The 20,413-nt window shown below is 37.7% G+C and carries 17 protein-coding genes; 12 read left to right on the forward strand and 5 right to left on the reverse strand.

Annotated elements, in window-relative coordinates:
• The first annotated feature begins 30 nt into the window (after positions 1–30).
• Both OK414_RS10305 and OK414_RS10310 read left to right on the forward strand, forming a co-directional pair.
• Entirely contained in the window at positions 31–1,134 is a 1,104-nt protein-coding gene (locus OK414_RS10305) for a glycosyltransferase (RefSeq protein WP_034652695.1), read from the forward strand.
• Complete coding sequence (locus OK414_RS10310) at positions 1,077–1,589, forward strand: glycosyl-4,4'-diaponeurosporenoate acyltransferase (RefSeq protein ID WP_234943509.1); 513 nt, start codon at positions 1,077–1,079, stop codon at positions 1,587–1,589. Before OK414_RS10305 ends, OK414_RS10310 begins: the two co-directional genes overlap by 58 nt.
• A gap of 2 nt (positions 1,590–1,591) precedes the next feature.
• Here the strand turns inward: OK414_RS10310 and OK414_RS10315 are convergent, their stop codons facing one another.
• Positions 1,592–2,044, reverse strand: a complete 453-nt coding sequence (locus tag OK414_RS10315) for a hypothetical protein (RefSeq protein WP_013082868.1) — start codon at positions 2,042–2,044, stop codon at positions 1,592–1,594.
• 670 nt (positions 2,045–2,714) lie between these two features.
• Here OK414_RS10315 and OK414_RS10320 point away from each other — a divergent pair.
• The 3 genes from OK414_RS10320 to OK414_RS10330 all read left to right on the forward strand — a co-directional run bounded on the left by OK414_RS10320 (position 2,715) and on the right by OK414_RS10330 (position 6,633).
• Positions 2,715–4,652, forward strand: a complete 1,938-nt coding sequence (locus OK414_RS10320) for an LTA synthase family protein (protein ID WP_013056729.1) — start codon at positions 2,715–2,717, stop codon at positions 4,650–4,652.
• A 166-nt stretch (positions 4,653–4,818) separates the two neighbouring features.
• The gene (locus OK414_RS10325; RefSeq protein WP_013082869.1) at positions 4,819–5,463 is read left to right on the forward strand and encodes a 5-bromo-4-chloroindolyl phosphate hydrolysis family protein; all 645 of its coding nucleotides are present in this window, start codon (positions 4,819–4,821) and stop codon (positions 5,461–5,463) included.
• A 24-nt stretch (positions 5,464–5,487) separates the two neighbouring features.
• Positions 5,488–6,633: a toxic anion resistance protein gene (locus tag OK414_RS10330; RefSeq protein ID WP_047933188.1), complete on the forward strand. Its 1,146-nt coding sequence runs from the start codon at positions 5,488–5,490 to the stop codon at positions 6,631–6,633.
• A 46-nt stretch (positions 6,634–6,679) separates the two neighbouring features.
• Here the strand turns inward: OK414_RS10330 and OK414_RS10335 are convergent, their stop codons facing one another.
• Both OK414_RS10335 and OK414_RS10340 read right to left on the reverse strand, forming a co-directional pair.
• Positions 6,680–7,255, reverse strand: a complete 576-nt coding sequence (locus OK414_RS10335; protein WP_034652690.1) for a hypothetical protein — start codon at positions 7,253–7,255, stop codon at positions 6,680–6,682.
• Between the two features lie 21 nt (positions 7,256–7,276).
• On the reverse strand, positions 7,277–7,786 hold the full coding sequence (locus OK414_RS10340) for a hypothetical protein (RefSeq protein ID WP_034652689.1): 510 nt from the start codon (positions 7,784–7,786) through the stop codon (positions 7,277–7,279).
• A 139-nt stretch (positions 7,787–7,925) separates the two neighbouring features.
• On the opposite strand from OK414_RS10340, the gene OK414_RS10345 reads away from it, so the two are divergent.
• Together OK414_RS10345 and OK414_RS10350 are read left to right on the forward strand one after the other, a co-directional pair.
• A complete protein-coding gene (locus OK414_RS10345; protein WP_013056734.1) occupies positions 7,926–8,069 on the forward strand; it encodes a hypothetical protein in 144 nt (47 codons plus the stop codon).
• On the forward strand, positions 8,070–8,837 hold the full coding sequence (locus OK414_RS10350) for a polysaccharide deacetylase family protein (RefSeq protein ID WP_013056735.1): 768 nt from the start codon (positions 8,070–8,072) through the stop codon (positions 8,835–8,837). It abuts the gene before it with no gap.
• A gap of 39 nt (positions 8,838–8,876) precedes the next feature.
• Here the strand turns inward: OK414_RS10350 and OK414_RS10355 are convergent, their stop codons facing one another.
• Positions 8,877–10,355 (reverse strand): potassium/proton antiporter, encoded by a 1,479-nt coding sequence (locus tag OK414_RS10355; RefSeq protein ID WP_034652687.1) that lies wholly within the window; start codon positions 10,353–10,355, stop codon positions 8,877–8,879.
• Between the two features lie 164 nt (positions 10,356–10,519).
• Positions 10,520–11,896, reverse strand: a complete 1,377-nt coding sequence (locus tag OK414_RS10360) for a M28 family peptidase (protein WP_263045575.1) — start codon at positions 11,894–11,896, stop codon at positions 10,520–10,522.
• Positions 11,897–12,221: 325 nt separating this feature from the next.
• Between OK414_RS10360 and OK414_RS10365 the strand changes: the two genes are divergently transcribed.
• The 5 genes from OK414_RS10365 to OK414_RS10385 all read left to right on the forward strand — a co-directional run bounded on the left by OK414_RS10365 (position 12,222) and on the right by OK414_RS10385 (position 20,309).
• Positions 12,222–13,505: an ATP-binding protein gene (locus tag OK414_RS10365; RefSeq protein WP_263045576.1), complete on the forward strand. Its 1,284-nt coding sequence runs from the start codon at positions 12,222–12,224 to the stop codon at positions 13,503–13,505.
• Between the two features lie 104 nt (positions 13,506–13,609).
• Complete coding sequence (locus OK414_RS10370) at positions 13,610–13,978, forward strand: hypothetical protein (RefSeq protein ID WP_013082877.1); 369 nt, start codon at positions 13,610–13,612, stop codon at positions 13,976–13,978.
• A 253-nt stretch (positions 13,979–14,231) separates the two neighbouring features.
• Positions 14,232–15,626 (forward strand): L-cystine transporter, encoded by a 1,395-nt coding sequence (locus tag OK414_RS10375; RefSeq protein ID WP_034652681.1) that lies wholly within the window; start codon positions 14,232–14,234, stop codon positions 15,624–15,626.
• 79 nt (positions 15,627–15,705) lie between these two features.
• Positions 15,706–18,687, forward strand: coding sequence for a type I pullulanase (gene pulA / locus OK414_RS10380; RefSeq protein WP_263045577.1), 2,982 nt, complete (start codon positions 15,706–15,708; stop codon positions 18,685–18,687).
• A 128-nt stretch (positions 18,688–18,815) separates the two neighbouring features.
• Entirely contained in the window at positions 18,816–20,309 is a 1,494-nt protein-coding gene (locus OK414_RS10385) for an aldehyde dehydrogenase family protein (protein WP_013082880.1), read from the forward strand.
• Positions 20,310–20,413 lie beyond the last annotated feature (104 nt).

The following is a 20,413-nucleotide window of genomic DNA, read 5'->3' on the forward strand; positions in this document are numbered from 1 at the left end:
ATTTTCATACGTGAAGGAAAGGAGAAAAGGATGTCTTTTTTACTGGTTGCTCTTGTCTTGACAGCTACGCTTGTCATCACTATCCCTACATTTAAACGTGTAAAAATAGGAAGAAACGATATGTCATGTTTGTCCATTATTATTCCAGCTAGAAATGAAGAAAGAAACCTTACCTTTTTATTGCAGTCACTCCAGTTACGGAACGCTGACTTTGAAGTGATTGTTGTAGATGACAACTCAACAGATAATACTGAGAGGGTAGCCAAAGCATTTGGCGTAAAAGTAGTGCAACCGGGCGCACTTCCAGCTGGGTGGCTAGGAAAGTCATGGGCATGCTGGAATGGAGCACGAGAAGCAAAAGGCTCGGTGCTTTTGTTTTTAGATGCTGATATTACAGTAGAGAACGACGGAATTGAAAAAGTGTTTTTCTATTATCAACAGCAAGGGGGTGTGCTATCGGTTCATCCTTATCACCTTGTTAAGAGGCCTTATGAAATGTTTTCTGCTTTATTTCACTATGTTACGTTTGCATCGATTGGCGCGTTTCATCCCTTTAAAAATTGGAAAAGTCCTTCTGTCGGTTTCGGGCAGTGCTTGCTTTGCAGCGCAGCCTCCTACTTTCAAAGCGGAGGCCACGAAGGGATAAAAAAAGAAGTGGTTGAAAATATGGCGCTAGTTGAGAAAATGAACAAACAAGGTGAATTTATTACGTGTATGAGCGGACAGGGAGCTCTTTCCATGCGCATGTATCCAAATGGTATGAAAGGCCTTATAAGAGGGTGGAGTAAAAGTTTTGCTTCAGGTGCGGGGAAAACGGAAGCCATTTATTTATTTCTAGTAAGCTTGTGGCTTACTAGCATGATTAATTATATCCTTTTTTTACCTACTCTATGGAATCAACATGCAGGCTTGGCAATTAGCAGCTATGTTTGCTATGTAAGCCTCTTATTTAATAGCTTAAGAAAAATAGGTTCGTTTACTTTTTTTTCTTTGTGCTTATTTCCTATTCATGTACTGTTTTTTCTGGGTCTATTCGTATGGTCTTTCGTCCAAACGGCGGTGAGAAAGCAAGTTAAATGGAAAGAACGCAGCATATCTATAGAAGAAGAAAAAAAGAAGAAAGTGATAAAATGACAGGTGCTCAGCTCTTAATTAATATCATGGCATGGTTTGTGATTCACATGTTGATCGCCTACAGATGCACAAAAATTTCTACCTTTTATTTAAAGAAGGACCTTGCGCTGTTTAAGGTTCAAAGCTGGGAAACAGTTGGGATATATAAAAAATTCGGGGTGCACCGATGGAAAACGTGGCTTCCTGATGCAGGAAAGCTATTTAAACGAGGATTTTATAAAAAGAAATGGGAGAGTAGAACGAAGGAATATGCACAGCTTTTTTTAATTGAAACAAATCGAGCAGAGTTAACTCACTGGATCAGCATACTTCCTTCTATTCTTTTTTTTATATGGAACTCTCCTTCTATAGGTGTTTGGATGGTTATTTATGCGATTGTCGCAAACGTACCGTTTATTTTGGTTCAACGATATAATCGAATACGAATTCATCAAGTCGTTTTGAAACTCAAATGAAATTAATTCACGTGCCTTTGGCTACGAGTAGGGGCCTCGGTTTTTATTTTTTTCTCCTTATTCGAAGACAACAACCTCTTGGATAAAAGAAAAAAAGAAGCAAAGGCGATATAAATACTAAAAAAGACTAAAAATCCCCATAAACCTGCTATGGCATCATCAAATTCCATATTGCCCCGGGTGGTAATTCCTTGCTGAATTTCAATGGCAAAAACTAAGACAAGCATAACGGTAAGGGTATAGATAAAAGAAATAGCTGTAATACTAAATTTCCACTTTGACAATAATTTAAAGATCATATAAACGCTTAAAAACGTGAGCAGTCCAATAATACCAATAATCCAGAAGTGAAGTTCTTTATCTGAAAGAGAAAATCCTAGTAAATAAAAAATATAAATTAATCCGTCGTGCAATACATTAATAATATTTGTAATGAAAACAATACACTCTTTCATTTTTTCTCCTTTATAAAAATGTAAGACGTTTAAACTTTTAGGTATACAAGCATGCATAGCCCATACTCATTCCAATTTTATATAAAAAATGCACTTTCTAGATCAGACGTTAAAGAGATCTGAAATTTCAAATAATATTTATAATTTATATTATAAACAAAAAGGTAAAAAAATAAAAATTTTCGATGCAAACTGACACATTTTTTTCAAATTTAAAGAAAGAAATAACTCAAAATATGTGGTTTACTGTAGAAAGAAAAGAAAATAAGAGGTATTGGTATAACAAATATTCACAAGTGCTTTTATGCATTCTCTTGTAAAGGAGAAGGAAAACTAAGGCAAGTGTTAAATTTATATGTATAGTGGACAAAATAAAAAATAAATATAAAATAGTGAAACTTAAAGAGAAGCTGTCCGTATTAAATAGTGAGAAGAAAAAAAGCATAGGAAACATTTGTGTTTGAAAGCCTATATAGCTGGGAATAAGAAAGTAGTTATTTTCTCACGTTTGGTGAAAATTATACGTAGCGGTGTTGACAATTTTTTTTAAAGAGTTAAAATGTGAAAGAACAGATTAGCTCTCTTACATTTTTTGTAAGGGAGATTTCTTTTTACATTTACTATAAAAATAAAAGTGAGCTTAAATTTCAATAGAGACAGAGGTGGGAATATGAAACAGCTCATGACAAACGGTAAAAATATTTTTTCGAAACAGCTGCCGTTATTTCTAATTGCAGTTTTGTTGTTTTGGATTAAAACGTATACCGTTTATCGTATCGAATTTAACTTAGGGCTAGATAATTTTATGCAAAAGTTTTTACTTTTCATAAACCCAATTGGTTCGGCAATTTTCTTTTTTGCCATTGCACTACTATTTAAAGGGCGGGGAAAAGTACGAGCACTGCTTGGAATGAATTTTTTACTTTCATTCATCCTGTACGCAAATGTAGTATACTATCGCTTCTTTAATGATTTTATTACTGTTCCTGTATTGACTCAGTCAAACAATTTTGGTCAATTAGGTGGCAGTGCCATGGCTTTAATTAGCCCAACTGATATTTTATACTTCACAGATTTCTTTATTCTTTTAGTTTTAGTACTATGGAAAAAAGTTGACTTACCAGCAACAATTAGTCGACGTACTGTGACAGGTGTATTTTTATCAGGGATTTTATTCTTAAGTGCCAACATCGCACTAGCGGAAATGGATCGCCCTCAACTATTAACAAGAACATTTGACCGCAACTATTTAGTAAAATATTTAGGAACGTATAACTATACGATCTATGACATCATCCAGAGCTCGAAATCTTCAGCACAGCGCGCGCTAGCAGATAGCAGTGATGTGGCTGAGGTAGAGAACTATGCAAAAGCAACATATGCTGAGCCGAACAAAGAATATTTCGGTCAAGCAAAAGGCAAAAACGTCATCTATATTTCATTAGAGTCACTTCAGTCATTTATGATTGGTTACAAGTTAAATGGTGAAGAAGTAACACCATTCTTAAATTCACTATTAAAAGATCAGAACACAATGTATTTCGATAACTTCTTCCATCAAACAGGGCAAGGTAAAACGTCAGATGCTGAATTCATGATGGAGAACTCATTATTCGGCTTACCTCAAGGTTCTGTATTTACAACAAAAGCAAATAACACCTATCAGTCGCTATCTGGTATTCTAGATCAGCAAGGCTATACAACATCTGTGTTCCACGGAAATGGAAAATCGTTCTGGAACCGTGATGAAATGTATAAATCAATGGGTGTAGAAAAATTCTTTGATTCAGCTTATTACAATATGTCAGACGAAGATACGCTGAACTATGGTTTAAAAGATAAACCATTCTTTAAAGAATCAATGCCGTACCTAAAAGGCTTAAAGCAGCCATTTAGCGCGAAGTTCATTACGTTATCAAACCACTTCCCTTATCCGCTAGATAAGGAAGACCAAACGATTGGACCTCACAATACGGGAGATAAGTCAGTTGACCAATACTTCCAAACGGCTCGTTATTTAGATGAATCAATTAAGCAATTCTTTGAGGATTTACAGGCCTCTGGTTTAGCAGACAATACGATGGTTGTGATGTACGGTGACCATTACGGTATTTCTGAAAACCATAAGCGTGCAATGGGCAAAGTAATGGGTAAAAACATCAATGATTTTGAACAAGCTCAGCTGCAGCGCGTACCATTATTTATTACTTCACCAGGCCTTAAAGGCGGCGTAAATCATACGTATGGCGGAGACGTAGATGTTCGTCCAACAGTGATGCATTTATTAGGTCTTGATACAAAAGACTATATTGACTTTGGTACAGACTTATTATCAAAAGAACATCAGCAAGTTGTACCTTTCCGTAACGGTGACTTTGTTACACCTAAGGTAACAAAAGTTGATCAGAAAGTGTATGACAACGCAACGGGCAAGCAGCTTTCAGATAAGGAAGCGAAACAGTATGATAAGTATGATGAACTAGTTAAGAAAAAGCTAGAACTATCAGATAAACTTGTTTACGGAGATTTACTCCGCTTTCATACACCAGAAGGGTTCAAACCAATTGAACGCTCGAAGTATGATTACAACAAGCGCGAAGATCAATAAAAAACAGGCAGCTTTTAATAGCTGCCTGTTTTTTTGGTTTATGAAACCTTTAAAGGTTTTATCCGTATATAAATTATAATAGTAATCGTTTTAAGACACGGGAAGACAATGGTATAATATGTATACGTTTAAAAGTTCGGTCACATTTAAGATAGGAGTGAAAGCGATGAAAGTCGTTCGAATCATAAAAAAGATTCTTGCCATTTGGGCAACAGGAGCAGTAGCCGTTCCGGTCAGCTATTTTGGATTTAGTACCACGATGATTCAATCCCTTGGCATTAGTATAGGAGTAATGGTTGTGATGAGCCTGTTTTTTATTATGAGCAGTGCTCGACGTCATTATCAAAATCCGTATAGAGAAGAAATTGCATACGTTCGTCATCAAGTAAAAGAGGCAAAAAAGCAATTAAGAACCATTGGAAGCTATCGTTTTAAAATTCGGTCTGTTCATATGTGGACAGAACTTTCTAAACTATACAAAGTAGGTAAAAGCATCATTGAAATGGTAGAAAAAGAGCCCGCACGATATAAAGATGTTCAGCCCTTTTTTACGAACTACTTACAATCAACGGTTACCGTCATTGAAAGGTATATGTTTTTATTATCAAAACCAACGAAAAGCATAGAAGTAAAAGAAAGTCTTCATGAAGCGGAAGACATGCTGCGCGGGTTATCAGGGAAGTATGAGCATTTATTAACAAATGCCCTTTCACAAGATAAGCTGACATTAGATGTAGAGCTTAAAGTGCTAAAACAAGCATTTGAAGAAGAGCAGCCGTATATACCGACAGCTACTAATCGCACAAAGTAACGTAAATGCAAAGGATGGGATTTTATGATGAAAGAATATAATCAAAATCAATCGTTAGATGCGCTGCTTGATGATCCTTTTGCGTCGCCTACCCCGCAGATACAATCGGACTCTCGCGCTGCAAAAAGAAACACATACGATGATTTGACGCCGGAATATCAGGAAAAAGCACAGAAAATCGCAAATCAAATTGATTATAAAAATCAGCAGGCTATCTTACAGTACGGGGTAGCAGCTCAGTCAGAACTATCTCAGTTTTCTCAATCTGTACTACAGCATGTACAAACGAAAGATACGGGACCAGTAGGAGACGTTATAGGAGATTTAATGAGTAAGATTCGCCAAGTGAATCCCGATGATTTTTCTGCAAAGAAAAAAGGAGTCATCGGTCGATTATTTTCAGGAGTCTCTAGGCCTATTCAAAATTTATTAACAAAATATCAAAGCATTAATGTTGAAATTGATAAAATTGCAGATAAGTTAGAGCGCTCAAAACAAATGCTGTATCGAGACATTACGATGCTAGATAGCTTATATGATAAAAATAAACAGTTTTACGAGGCGCTTAACGTCTACATTGCAGCGGCCGAATACAAGTTAGTGGCGCTGCAGAATGAAACGCTGCCCCAGCTTCAGCAAACAGCATCTCAAAAAAATGACTACTTGATGGCTCAGGAGGTCAATGATTTAAATCAATTTATCAATAGGCTAGAAAAACGAGTGCATGATTTAAAACTGAGCCGTCAAATTGCCATTCAAAGTGCACCGCAGATTCGATTAATTCAAGAAGTCAATCAGACTCTTGTGGAAAAAATTCAAAGCTCTATTTTAACAGCTATTCCACTTTGGAAAAATCAAGTAGTAATCGCAACCACTTTATTACGCCAAAAGAAAGCAATGGAAGCCCAAAAGCAAGTATCTAAGACAACAAACGACTTGCTTACTAAAAATTCAGAGCTGCTCAAGCAGAACACGATTGAAGTAGCTCGTGAAAACGAGGCGGGGATTGTCGATATCGAAACATTGAAAAAAACGCAGTCCGATTTGATTACCACGTTAGAAGAAGTGCTAAAGATACAAGAAGAAGGACGTACGAAGCGTACCGAGGCAGAATCAGAGCTGTATCAAATGGAAAAAGATTTAAAAACTAAACTATTAGATATGAAATAAAGAAAAAGTCGGTTTACACACTTTGTAAACCGACTTTTTCTCTGTTTTATGCATTTTGAAGCGTTCTCGCCATTTCTAAAAATGGAGTTAAATCTCTTTCAGATTTAGGAGCAAAGATCGTTAACCGGAAAGTAGGGTGTTGATTTTGCTTTCGAACGAGAAAACCGTATGCGTTACTTTTATCATCTGATGCTTTGTACGCAGCTGCTATCTCTAAGTTATGATGAATGAGGTGTGTATCAAGGGAAGCCACTTCTGAAAAGCCAGCTCTTAAAATTTCTTTTGTTTCTTTATTGATCTCCTTTACACTTTTATTTGGTGGAAACACTTCAATCCGCATCCACAAAGCATCATTTTTTTTGTTGTAAATGACATCTCTTCGTGGCTCTTCTTCTGTAAACTCGTATCCTTCTAGTACGTAAAGCGTATAGTTTTGATTGGTGCTTCTTTTAAGATAACCCGCATCTGTTCTGCTGCTTCCTTTGTAAGGATAGGTGAACTTTTGCTGTGGCAGGCGTTCTTTTGGAATTTCTTCTTGTGTGTTAATAAGCTCTTCACGAAAAGCAGTTGAGCAGCCACTCATCAAACATATAAAGCAAACAAGAAATATCTTTTTTTTCATAGCTGGCTTCCTTATCTATTTTCATTCATGCATTTTTACTGAGTTAACAATTGAAATTAACTTTTTTTCATCATCAGAATTTTTAGCTGTAACCATCGTGATTTTTAAAGCAGGGTGCCCCTTTGTTTCTCTCAGTACATACAGCTTTGCCGTTTCTTTTTTACTCCCTGATGTAGATGCAAACACAACAGGTTGAATAAATAGGGATGTAGAAGAAATTTTTAACGATTTTCCAAACTGGTCATCAAACAATTCTTTTGAACGATCAAGATATGATTTACTTGTACTTTCTTTCCCGGAAAGGACTTCAATTCGCATCCACGTATAGGGAGTCTTGGTTGAAAAAAGAATATCTTTTCCATCCTCTTCTTTTTGAAGCGTATATTCACCGGGCAATGAAAGAGAATATCCTTGTTCGCTTACGGTGAGTTGCTGATGTTTCTCGTTGCTTTCACTGACTGCTTTAACAGAAGGCAGTATAACCATGGTTGTGCTTATCATTAACAGAAAAGCTAAATAAAATTTTCGCATGTATATATCTCCTATTCAAAACGCTAGACAGCGTGTAGTTACTATAAAAAAATGTTTTCGCCATGTTAGAACCCGTAGGTTTATTTTTGACTTTTTGGTAAAGCTAAAAACACAATCAATTAGTAATGGAGAGAAGACTATGAAAAACCGTAAATCAACTTCTGCAGCTAATCGCCGTCAACAGCGCGTGTGTTTGGGTGATGAACGATTATTTGCAGTTGGTATCAAAGCGTTTATTGACAATACGCATGAATCACACCTAGACAAAAAAGGAGGTCATTGAGTGAAATGGTGCTTGTCAATTATTATTATTGTTTCCATTAATTTCTATGGTATTCAGGCGGATGCTGCAAAGAAGAGCAGATTTTATTATGAAAAAAAAGGAGATATCGTGTGGGAAGTTCCCATGAAAGACGAAAAGTTGATTGCGCTTACATTTGATGATGGACCAGATCCTAAATATACGCCGACCATTTTGAATTTATTGCAAAAGTACGGTGCCAAAGCAACTTTTTTTGTAGTGGGCGATCGAATAACGTCTTTTCCCAAGCTTGCTCAAAGAGAAGTTCGTGAAGGTCATGAACTTGCTAATCATACATATAGCCATTTGAAAGTAAGGGGCCAGGAAGTAGAGAGAATTGAACAAGAAATTGAAAAAGCGGATGAACGTATACAAGCTATTACAGGAATAAAACCTTACCTGTTTCGCCCACCTACTGGCTATTATGACGATCGGGTAGTAAAAGCTGCTAAAAATCAGCAGTATACCATTATTCTTTGGTCTTGGCATCAAGATACATTTGATTGGAGAAATCCAGGCGTAGGTAAAATTGTAAGTCAAGTGCTTAACCATGCCAGGTCAGGAGATATTGTATTGTTTCATGATACGGGAGGAGATCGAACCCAAACCATTGAAGCATTAAAACAAATTTTACCGAAGTTAAAGGAAGAGGGGTATAAATTTGTAACGGTCTCAGAACTTTTAAAACATCACCCCAATTATAAATCTCTTTATTTGATGCAGCAGCAAAAACAGCACTCCGTTCAATAATCGGGTGCTGTTTTTCTCGTAAAGACTTTAACCAATTTTTTAACTGGTTTTTCCTTCTCTTTCGTCCCCATCAGACGTATTTTTTTGGAAAAATGCTTTTACTTCATCTCGTTTTTTCTTCGAAATAAGAATATATAATGTATCACCTGCAAAAATTTGTGTACTTCCTCTAGGTGTAAGTAATTTATCATCTCGAATAACAGCAGTCACTAAAATGTCTTCAGGGAGGTGAAGTTCTTCAAGCGATTTTCCTGATATATCTGCATGTTCCACGAGCTTCAACTCAATCATTTCATTTTTGGTTTTGCCCATCGAAACAAGCTCGAGACTGTGAGGAACCGTCTCTTTTTCACCTTGAGAAAGGTTTAGAAATTTGGCTAAAGGAGCGATTGTTGCTCCTTGAAGAAGAGCGGAAGTTAAGACAACAAAGAAAACGACGTTAAAAATCAGCGTGCTGTTCTCCAAACCTGCCATCATAGGATAAGTAGCCAATACAATTGGAACAGCTCCTTTTAAACCGGCCCAAGAAATAAACAGTTTTTCTTTGGATGAGTATTTAGCAAACATCATCGAAAGAAATACGCCGAGTGGACGAGCGACAAACATAAGTAAAAGAGATAACAGTATACCCTGCCAAATGATATCTAACAGTTGATTAGGAAAGACAAGAAGGCCGAGTAAAATAAACATTAAAATTTGCATCATCCATGCAAAACCTTCGTTAAAGCGGACAATTGTGTGACGATAAGTTAGATCTGCATTTCCTACTACCACTGCCATTACGTATACAGCAAGTAGACCGCTTGCTTCTACAAATGTGGAAATTCCATAGGTTAAGGCGGCCAACGACAATGTAAGCACAGGGTAAAGACCTGAAGAATCTAAATTAATTCGATTAATAATCCAAACGGATGCTTTTCCGAGTACTAAACCAAGTACCAGCCCGATTCCCATTTGCCAAAAGAAATTAAGGATTAATGAGAGGATAGGAGAGTCCGGATGTTGAATTAATTCAATAATAGAAACGGTTAAGAAGATGGCCATCGGATCATTGGAACCAGATTCTGCTTCTAGCGTGGAGTTTAGTTTTTGGCGGATATTCTGTGTCCCTAGTACAGAGAACACGGCTGCAGCATCTGTAGAGCCAACGATTGCCCCAAATAAAAAGCCTTCAAGCCAAGTAACGCCCAAAATATATTTGGCAAGTACACCCGTTAAAACTGTCGTAATGAGGACTCCGAAAGTAGCTAATGAAACGGAAGGGCGAACAACGCGTTTGACATCTTTCCATTTGGTCTGCACGCCTCCATCAAAAAGAATAATGATAAGCGCTAATATTCCGAATCCTTGTGTTAAAAGAGCATTGTCAAAGTAGATGTAGTGGCTAACAACCATTCCTACAATAATAAAGAGTACAAGCGAAGGGACGCCAAGGCGAGTAGAGAACTTGGCAGTGAGTACCCCTATGACAAGGAGAATAGATAATAAAAAAATTGAATGGTCTACCGTAAAATCCAAAAAATACACCTCATTTGGTCAAAATTTTTATGTAAGCAATAAGTGAGGTTCCTTTATAATAATTGTAGCATAATGAATTTAAAACCTTGAGAAATCTGCTTATCAAAAAAAGAGATGCATAAACATCTCTTTTTTGGTCATGTATGAATAACAGGGATAGATTCTTATTTGACATCTTGCTCGTGATAAAGATGAGGAGCTTTAAATGTTGCTTTCTTTTTAACGGAAGAACCTTGTTGATCGGGACGGGAACGATCGTAAATAGCTGTTCCAACAATCTCAGCCACATCTTGAAGTTTTTCTTTGCTGATTTTATCAAGGGTATCTTCAGGCGTATGATACCAAGGTTCAGACGGACTGTGAATAAATAGAGCAGCCGGTATTCCTGCCTCTGCAAAAGGAACGTGATCACTGCGGCCGCCAGCTTGGAATGGCGTAGGTGCTCCATTTAATCTTGTACTTGAAGCTTGAGCTAATTCTGTGACAAGATTTGGTGTTCCATCAGCTGTATTCATTACCAAATCTCCCGCATCTCGACTTCCCACCATGTCTAAATTAAACATTCCAACAATACGATTTTTCTCATCTTCAGATAGCTCACTAACATAATGCTCGGATCCTAGTAAGCCTACTTCTTCGGCTCCGAATGTAACAAATCGCAGTTCTGTATCAGTAGGAAGAGTTTTAAATACGCGAGCTAATTCAAGCACCATTGCTGTTCCAGAAGCATCGTCATTTGCCCCAGGCGCTCCGGCCACAGAATCATGATGAGCACCTACTACAATAATATCATTTGTTCCTTTTTTCTTAAAAGTAGAAGGTTTAGTAGCGGTTACATTATAAGATGTTCGCTCACTTACGACAGCTCCTTCAATTTTTACTGTACCTGAAGGCTTTTCGCCTTTTTGAATAGAAGTAAGAATCTTTTCACCTTCTTCTTTGGTAACAGCAAGAGACGGAATGTAGTTATCATTAGCGCCGCCAAGCGTTCCGTTTAGCTCACCGTCTGCATTATTAAAAATAATGACGGCTGCAGCCCCTTTTTCAGCAGCATTTAATACTTTTTCACCAAAAGTAATAGTGCCTCGCTGAACTAATACAATTTTACCTGTCACATCTTTGTTTGCTAAATTATCTTTTGTACCCAGCCCTCCATCTACAATTTCAGCTGTGACATTTCCATTGGTGCTATAAGTAAAAGTTGTGGGAGAGTAGCTGGTACCGTTTACGCTTAGTGAAAAACTAGCTGCTGGTGTGTAACCGGTAAAGGTAAAAGGCTCTACTGCGCTCTCATAGCCTAGTTTAGACAAACGCTTTTGAACAAATGTAGCAGCTTCGCGTTCAGCTTCAGTTCCTGCCACACGAGGTTTTTTTGAGAGATACGCAATGTCTTGATAAATTTTCTCAGTATTGACTTTTTTTAATACTTTTTGTTCAGAACTTTGATGGTGAGAAGCATTTGCAGAAGTAGAAGCTTGTACACTTGTAAAAGATAAAGTCAAACTTGTTGCTACAGCCAAAGAAATCACGGTTTTTTTCATTAAAATCCCCCTAAATTTATCGATGTAGTTGGTACTATTCGAATTTACAATATTAAGAAAATACAAAAAAGAGCATTACTACCTAAATGTTCCAGAGTATTCCGTATCTAAATTCCTATTTTGATAGAGAAAATAATTCAAATAAATGAAAATGCGGAAAAAAATAAAGGAGGATAAAAGAAACTGTGTCAAAAGTAATGAAAAAAGGTATTAGATAAGAATAAAAAAATAAGGTAAACTAGTTTAAAAGTAAGAAGAATGTTCAGAACTTAATTGATGAGACATAGAGAGTGTTAACGTAAAAAACAAAGGCTGGTGGGAAATATTGATAAAAAATAGGGAGGGTATACGAAAAGCAGCGGCGGTAGCGGGTCTTCTGCTTGTAGGGGTGTACATCGTCTTTCAAACCATGGCATTTTTTAAAGGAGCATATGCTCTTAGCAGTTTGATAAAAGATAGTTTACTAGTGGGCGTAACGGCTGGCACGTTTTATTTACTTTATAAGCGTTCGGTTCATACCCAGGTGTCTGATGAACAATATCAGCTTGCTACATTAATAAATTCAATGCCAGATTTTATTTGTTTTAAAGATGGGGCTGGCAAATGGGTGGCGGTGAATGATTTTGGAAGAGAACTTTATCATTTAAAGGGTATTGATTACAGGGGTAAAACCGATGCAGAACTTGGGGAACTTGTGCCTTTCTTTCAAGCCGCTTTCTTACACTGTATTTCATCGGATGAAGAAGCTTGGATAAAAAAGGAAAAGGTACGCACGGAAGAAGCATTTGAAATACCAAACGGCGAGGTCAAAACATTTGATGTTATTAAAGTACCTGTGTTTTTTGATGATGGCTCAAGAAAAGCTCTTATCACGATTGGACGAGATATCACTCAGCAAAAGCTTGCAGAAGCGCTTCTCATAAAAAAGGAAAAGCTTTCTGTAGTAGGCGAATTAGCTGCCGGAATTGCCCATGAAATTAGAAATCCGCTTACGAGTATTAAAGGGTTTGTTCAGCTCATGAAAGAAACAGACCGATCCGCAATAGGGTATGCTAACATCATGCTTGATGAGCTGGAACGAATTAATGGTATTGTCAGTGAAATGCTTCTTTTGTCAAAACCTGAAAGTGAACATTTTCGCGTGTTTTCTCTTACCGAAGCGGTTAAGTATGTAATGAGTTTAACTTCCCATGAAGCTTTATTGAAAAACATTGACTTCTTATACGATGAACAAACAAATAACGCTAGTGTGTATGGAAATAAAAATCACCTTATTCAAGTATTACTTAATGTTTTTAAAAACGCAATTGAAGCTATGGATAGGCCTGGAAATATTTACATTACAATCAAAACAGCGCAGGATAACCATATTTTTATAGAAGTTAGAGATGAAGGAGTAGGAATTTCTAAAGACCGTCTAGAACATATAGGAGAACCGTTTTTTACTTTAAAAGAAAAAGGAATGGGGCTTGGATTAACAATCAGCTCCAAAATTATTCATGATCATCACGGTACCATGCAGATTGAGAGTGAGCAGAACAAAGGGACGATTGTTAAAATCCGACTGCCTCTGTATGTCAAAGATACGGCGGTTTTTGCAAGCAAATGAAATGTTGTAAACGAAAAGTAATGAAAACGTCATCCATTTCTTATTGCTAAACGCAGCCGTACATGATGTAATAAAAGAAACGAACATGTCAGGAAGGTAGCAAAATGAGACGTGCAGATCAAAAAATTATATTACCGTATACACCGGAAAATTTAAGAATGCTATTGCTTCAAGTATGTGACGGAGAAAATCCGTTTTCCCATCAGGATCTTACGTATTGGTGTGATAAATATACTCTCCATTATTATGAGTATGAAGCGGATGAAACGCAGTGGATGAATGATATGCAGCAGACAGATAATAGACAAGATCTAGCTAAATCCTATGCCATTGCTAAAGATATTGGCTGGCAGTGGTACTTTTATATGGCTAGAGGGACGACGCTGTCTGATATTCAATATGTCGAGCTTCACGAACTAGAATTACCCAGACATTTGTTTGTAAAATGGCTAAATGAATTATATGAAATGTAATCTTATATATGAATTGTAGTACATCCGGTGTGATGAAAGAAAGACTATCTCTGGTAACGGAGCAAAAGACCACTGAAGTACATACAAGCGTAAAATAGAAAGCTAAGGAAAATCCTTAGCTTTTTTGTTTTGTCAAAATTATTCAAAAAAACTGTCTTCAGGAAAAAACATAAAACCTAGTTGACTTATTGGTATTGTTATATTATAAGTAATAGAGACATAATTTATGGGAAAAATTACAGGGGGAACATCTATGAATAACTTATTAGTCATCATAAACATCCTCATTATGCTCGCATTGCTTGCGGGGCTGTTTATGATGCAGAAAAAACATGTATCATTTTCAAAGCGTGTGTTTACAGCGCTTGGACTGGGGATTATTTTTGGCTTTGCTCTTCAGTGGGTGTATGGTCCGACTCATGAAGTAACGATGATGACCGCCGATTGGTTTAGCATTGTAGGAAGCGGATATGTTAAGTTTCTTCAAATGATTGTTATGCCGCTTGTATTTGTATCGATTGTAGCGGCATTCACTCGCTTAAAATTGACGAGCAATATTGGAAAGATTAGTAGTTTAATTATTGGGATTTTGCTTGTCACAACAGCGGTAGCAGCTGCAATTGGTATTTTCACAACAACGAGCTTTAATTTAGAATCTGTCCAAATCACAAAAGGGGAAGCGGAACTTCAGCGCGGAGAGGACTTAGAAAACAATTTATCTAGTTTAGAAGCAAAAACAATCCCGCAGCAAGTAGTAGAATTATTACCTGCTAACCCGTTTCTTGATTTAACAGGCGCACGTTCAACTTCCACGATTGGCGTTGTCATCTTTGCGGCATTTGTTGGAATTGCGTATTTAGGTGTGAAGCGTAAAAAGGCTGAGGAAGCGGCGTTATTTTCAAAAATTATTGATACGCTTTATGCAATTGTAATGCGTGTAGTGACGCTAATTCTTCGTTTAACTCCTTATGGGGTACTTGCAATTATGACCAAAACAGTAGCAACGAGTGATATTGATGCAATTGTTAAACTGGCAAAGTTTGTTGTAGCATCGTATGTCGCATTGGCAGCTATGTTTATTGTTCACTTAGTTATTCTAACAATTATCGGTGTAAATCCGATCACATATGTTAAGAAAGTATTTCCTGTATTGGCTTTTGCCTTTACTTCCCGTACAAGTGCTGGAGCATTACCTTTGAATGTTAATACACAAACAAGACAGTTAGGGGTTCCAGAAGGAATTGCGAATTTCGCAGGTTCATTTGGTCTTACAATTGGTCAAAACGGATGCGCTGGAATATATCCAGCTATGTTAGCCGTTATGATTGCGCCAACGGTAGGTATTGATCCTTTAACGCCTTCATTTATTTTCACGTTGATTGCTATTGTAGCAATTAGTTCGTTTGGCGTAGCAGGCGTTGGCGGAGGAGCGACATTTGCGGCTTTACTTGTATTATCTTCTATGAATTTGCCCGTAGCGCTAGCAGGCTTATTAATTTCAGTAGAGCCATTGATTGATATGGGGCGTACGGCGCTTAATGTAAGTGGAAGCATGACAGCCGGAGTCGTCACTAGTAAATTAACAAAAGAGCTAGATACAAACGTATACAACGATCAAACCATCTCACCTGAAACAGCAGAAGTGTAAAAGAGATACTTCATCCATAGTTAACATTGTTAACTATGGATTTTTTTTCTTTATCCACATAAAATAGGAAAAAATACTTATGATAACGCTTTCAAAAAAGGTTATAGTGAAAAATGTGTACGTATTTTATTTTATGGGAGGGTTTTCATTGAAATGTAGTTGGACTAAATATGCAATGGTACTGACGGCTTTACTCTTACTAGTAAGCTCTTTTTTTAGCCCATTTATGCAATCGTTTGCATCTGCAGCAGACTCAACAAAAATCACGATTCACTATCAGCCTGCTCCAAATGATACAAAGGAATGGGGGTTATGGATTTTTCCTGAAGGAGGAGAAGGGAAGCCTTACACATTTACAGGGGAAGATCAATTTGGAAAAGTAGCGGAAGTTGAATTACCCGGTACTTATGACAAAGTAGGTTTTATTGTTCGAACAGAGTCGTGGGAAAAAGATGGAGGAGACCGCTTCGTTTCAGTGGAGAACGGTGAAGGAGAAGTATGGGTGAAAAGTGGAGATGAACATACATATATGTCTCCTCCTGACGGTGAATACCGAGATTTACCAAAGTTTGATAAAGTAAACGTTACCTTAAATTATCATCGGTACGACGGAGATTACAGCGGGTCGAACATTTGGACATGGCCAGGTGATGAAAAAGAAGGCAAGCAAATCGAATTTACAGAAGACACGAATTTTGGGAAGAGAGCGACTTACACGATTAACAGTGGAAGTGGTAATTTATTTGACAAAATTGGTTTTATTGTACGCCATTCTACTAGTGACAGCGATTGGGAAAATAAAGACGGAGGAGACCGCTTTATTACCAAGGTTGGTAAAGATGGGAATGTAGAAGTATGGATTGTTCAAGGACAAAATCGGATTTACTATGATAGAGCTGGAGTAGATATCACTCGGAAAATCACGAAAGCGACGATGGATACATTTAATCAAATCACCTTAGAAACAAACGTGCCGTTTGACTCTTCTAAGAGCTTAGGAGACATTGAAATTGACGGAGCTCAAATTGAGAAAGTGATACCTTATAAAGAGGGAGCAGACGCTGCTACTACTAAAGTTAAAATCATAACAAAACAGCCTTTGGACGTTACAAAAACGTATAAAGTTAAGCAAAAAGGCTACGGCTCAGCTGATGTAGTTAATGGAAATGTCGTTCGCACGAAAGAATTTGACGAAAAGTATGCATATAGCGGAAACGATTTAGGAAACACGTATTCTAAGAAACAAACAAATTTTCGCGTATGGGCTCCAACCGCAAGCGAAGCAAAGCTAGTGACTTATTCGTCATGGAACTCCAAAGCTGTAAAAGAAATTTCTATGGCTAAAAGTGAAAAAGGAACCTGGAAAGCGGAGTTAAAAGGAAATCAAGATGAACTAATTTATACGTACAAAGTAAAAATTGGGAACAGCTGGAGCGAAGCGGTTGATCCATATGTACGAGCAACAACGGTGAATGGAGATCGCGGAGTTGTCGTAGATTTGGCTAAGACAAATCCGAGAAAGTGGAGTGCAAATAAGCCGAAATTTAAAAATCCAGAAGATGCGATTATCTATGAACTTCACGTACGAGATTTATCGTCTCAAAAAGAGAGCGGTATCAAAAATAAAGGAAAATATTTAGGCGTAGCGGAGTGGAATACGAAAGGACCAAATGGAGTAAAAACAGGACTCAGTCATATTAAAGATTTAGGTGTGACGCACATTCAGTTCCTGCCTATTTACGATTATCGTACGGTGGATGAAACAAAATTAAACGAGCCGCAGTTTAACTGGGGATATGATCCAAAAAATTACAACGTCCCAGAAGGTTCCTATTCAACAAACCCATATAATCCTAAGACGAGAATTATTGAGCTTAAACAAATGATTCAAACGCTTCATGACAAGCAACTTCGTATGGTAATGGACGTTGTCTATAATCATGTGTATGCAGTGAGTGAGCATAGCTTTGATAAACTAGTTCCAGGCTACTACTTCCGTTATAAAGAAGATGGAACTTTATCAAACGGAACAGGTGTTGGAAACGACACGGCGTCTGAACGGGAGATGGTTCGGAAGTTTATTGTAGATTCTGTTGCTTATTGGGCAAAAGAGTACCACATTGATGGGTTTCGATTTGATTTAATGGGGATTCACGATACAAAGACAATGAATGAAGTGAGAAAGAAGTTAGATGAAATTGACCCTTCCATTATCGTCTTAGGAGAGGGCTGGGATCTAGGAACCGAGCTTGATGCTAAGCTAAAAGCTAATCAGAAAAACGCTCAGGATATGAAGCGCATCGCTCACTTCAACGATGGTATGCGAGATGGTCTTAAAGGCAGCGTGTTTTTTGATCGTGAAAACGGATTTGTTAATGGAAAACAGGGTCAAGAAAAGCTCATACAGCAAAGTATAGCAGCGGGAATTGATTATGATCGTTCAACTGCCACGTATGAAGACCCGGATCAAGTTGTGACGTATGTAGAAGCACACGATAACCATACGTTATGGGATAAGCTTCAGCTGACGAACCCTGCTGACACCGAGCAAACGAGAAAGCAGATGCATAAGCTTGCTTCTTCTATTATTTTAACATCTCAAGGAATGAACTTTATACATGCAGGTCAAGAGTTTATGAGAACAAAAGGCGGAGATCATAATAGCTATCAGTCACCCGATTCTGTCAATCAGTTAGATTGGAAGCGTCGAGCAGCTTTCAGCCAAGAAGTAGATTACATGAAGGGACTTATTGCGCTTCGAAAGCAATATTCCTCATTTAGAATGACGAGTGCACAGGCTATTCATCAAAATTTACGCTTTGTTGATGCACCAGCAAACGTAGTAGGCTATACGTTAAATGCTAAAGCCAATAAAGATAAAGCAAACGAAATAATGGTGATTCATAATGCAAATAAACAAGCTCAAACGGTTCATCTACCTTCTAACAGAACGTGGAGATTACTTGTTGACGGCGAACAGGCAGGAACAAAAACGCTCCATACGGTGAAAGGAAATACAGTAAACGTTTCGCCTCTTTCCACATTTGTGCTAGTAAGATAAATTTTAGATAACTAGAATACGTGTAGAAAAATTCAGAATATTGTGTGCGAAATTGTTGATTTTACTGAATAACATGGTAAAATATTCATTGTTAGCGTTTTCAAAATTCGTGGGGAGGTATGTATTTGATGCAAAATCTTGGAGCGAAAAAAGTTGAAATGAGTCCGAAAGTAGTGGAGTTTTTAAAAGGAGTTAAACAGCTATACATTAACGGCGAATGGGTAGACTCTGTTTCAGGAAAAACGTTTGAAACAGTAAATCCAGCAACGGGTGAAAAGTTGGCAGATGTAGCTGAAGCAAATCCAGAGGATATTGATCGTGCCGTCAGAGCGGCTAGAGAAGCCTTTGATCATGGACCTTGGACAAAGATGTCAGCAGCTGAAAGAAGTCGACTTATTTATAAATTAGCTGATTTAATGGAAACACATCAATTGGAGCTTGCGCAGCTTGAAACGCTTGATAACGGAAAACCAATTCGTGAAACATCAAATGCAGACATTCCATTAGCAATTGAACATTTCCGCTACTTTGCTGGGTGGTCAACTAAAATGGTTGGACAAACTATTCCTGTGCAAGGAGCGTATTTTAACTATACAAGATATGAACCAGTAGGAGTTGTTGGCCAAATTATTCCGTGGAACTTCCCGCTTTTAATGGCCGCTTGGAAGCTCGGAGCTGCTTTGGCAACTGGATGTACAATTGTGCTTAAACCAGCAGAGCAAACGCCGCTTTCTGCACTTTACTTGGCTCGACTAGCCGATGAAGCAGGGTTCCCAAAAGGCGTGCTAAACATTGTGCCAGGCTACGGGAAAACAGCAGGTGAACCGCTCGTTCATCATGATCTTGTCGATAAAATTGCTTTTACAGGGTCTACTGCTGTCGGAAAAGCAATTATGAAGCAAGCTAGCGACTCCTTAAAACGTGTGACGTTAGAGCTTGGAGGTAAATCACCAAACATTATCCTCCCGGATGCAGACTTAACAAAAGCAGTTCCTGGTGCGCTTTCAGGTATTATGTTTAATCAAGGACAAGTATGTTGTGCTGGGAGTCGTCTGTATGTCCAAAAAAGCTTATATGATAATGTCGTAGCTGATTTAGTTTCTCAAACGAAATCTATTAAACAAGGAAATGGATTAGCAGATGAGACGACAATGGGTCCGCTTGTATCTGCGCAGCAGCAAAAACGAGTGAAAACCTATATTGATAAAGGAATTGAAGAAGGAGCGGAAGTACTCGCAGGAGGAAACATTCCATTTGATCAAGGCTATTTCGTAGAACCGACTATCTTTGCAGATGTCGATCATTCAATGACGATTGCTCGTGAAGAAATCTTCGGTCCGGTTGTAGCTGCTATGCCGTTTGACGATCTCGATGATTTAATTGCCAAAGCAAATGATACAGCATATGGTCTAGCAGCGGGCGTCTGGACACAGGATTTAAAGAAAGCACACTATATTGCTCATGGTATTAAAGCAGGTACAGTTTGGGTGAACTGCTACAACGTATTTGATGCAGCAAGCCCGTTTGGAGGCTATAAACAGTCGGGAATTGGTCGTGAAATGGGAAGTTATGCGCTTGATAACTACACTGAAGTGAAAAGCGTATGGATTAATATGGAATAATAAGTAAGAATTTTTGTGAAAATCAATAGCATATCTTTGTGTGAAAAAGAGTAGTCTTTAGTGGACTACTCTTTTATTTGTTTAAGTCCCGCATTTTTAGAAAA

The sequence above is a fragment of the Priestia sp. JV24 genome (assembly GCF_025910025.1).
Lineage (GTDB): Bacteria > Bacillota > Bacilli > Bacillales > Bacillaceae_H > Priestia > Priestia megaterium.

Coding starts and splice junctions, on each gene's coding strand:
- OK414_RS10305 (WP_034652695.1), top strand. CDS start 31: ATGTCTTTTTTACTGGTTGCTCTTGTCTTGACAGCTACGCTTGTCATC.
- OK414_RS10310 (WP_234943509.1), top strand. CDS start 1,077: ATGGAAAGAACGCAGCATATCTATAGAAGAAGAAAAAAAGAAGAAAGT.
- OK414_RS10315 (WP_013082868.1), bottom strand. CDS start 2,044: ATGAAAGAGTGTATTGTTTTCATTACAAATATTATTAATGTATTGCAC.
- OK414_RS10320 (WP_013056729.1), top strand. CDS start 2,715: ATGAAACAGCTCATGACAAACGGTAAAAATATTTTTTCGAAACAGCTG.
- OK414_RS10325 (WP_013082869.1), top strand. CDS start 4,819: ATGAAAGTCGTTCGAATCATAAAAAAGATTCTTGCCATTTGGGCAACA.
- OK414_RS10330 (WP_047933188.1), top strand. CDS start 5,488: ATGATGAAAGAATATAATCAAAATCAATCGTTAGATGCGCTGCTTGAT.
- OK414_RS10335 (WP_034652690.1), bottom strand. CDS start 7,255: ATGAAAAAAAAGATATTTCTTGTTTGCTTTATATGTTTGATGAGTGGC.
- OK414_RS10340 (WP_034652689.1), bottom strand. CDS start 7,786: ATGCGAAAATTTTATTTAGCTTTTCTGTTAATGATAAGCACAACCATG.
- OK414_RS10345 (WP_013056734.1), top strand. CDS start 7,926: ATGAAAAACCGTAAATCAACTTCTGCAGCTAATCGCCGTCAACAGCGC.
- OK414_RS10360 (WP_263045575.1), bottom strand. CDS start 11,896: ATGAAAAAAACCGTGATTTCTTTGGCTGTAGCAACAAGTTTGACTTTA.
- OK414_RS10370 (WP_013082877.1), top strand. CDS start 13,610: ATGAGACGTGCAGATCAAAAAATTATATTACCGTATACACCGGAAAAT.
- OK414_RS10375 (WP_034652681.1), top strand. CDS start 14,232: ATGAATAACTTATTAGTCATCATAAACATCCTCATTATGCTCGCATTG.
- pulA (WP_263045577.1), top strand. CDS start 15,706: ATGATAACGCTTTCAAAAAAGGTTATAGTGAAAAATGTGTACGTATTT.
- OK414_RS10385 (WP_013082880.1), top strand. CDS start 18,816: ATGCAAAATCTTGGAGCGAAAAAAGTTGAAATGAGTCCGAAAGTAGTG.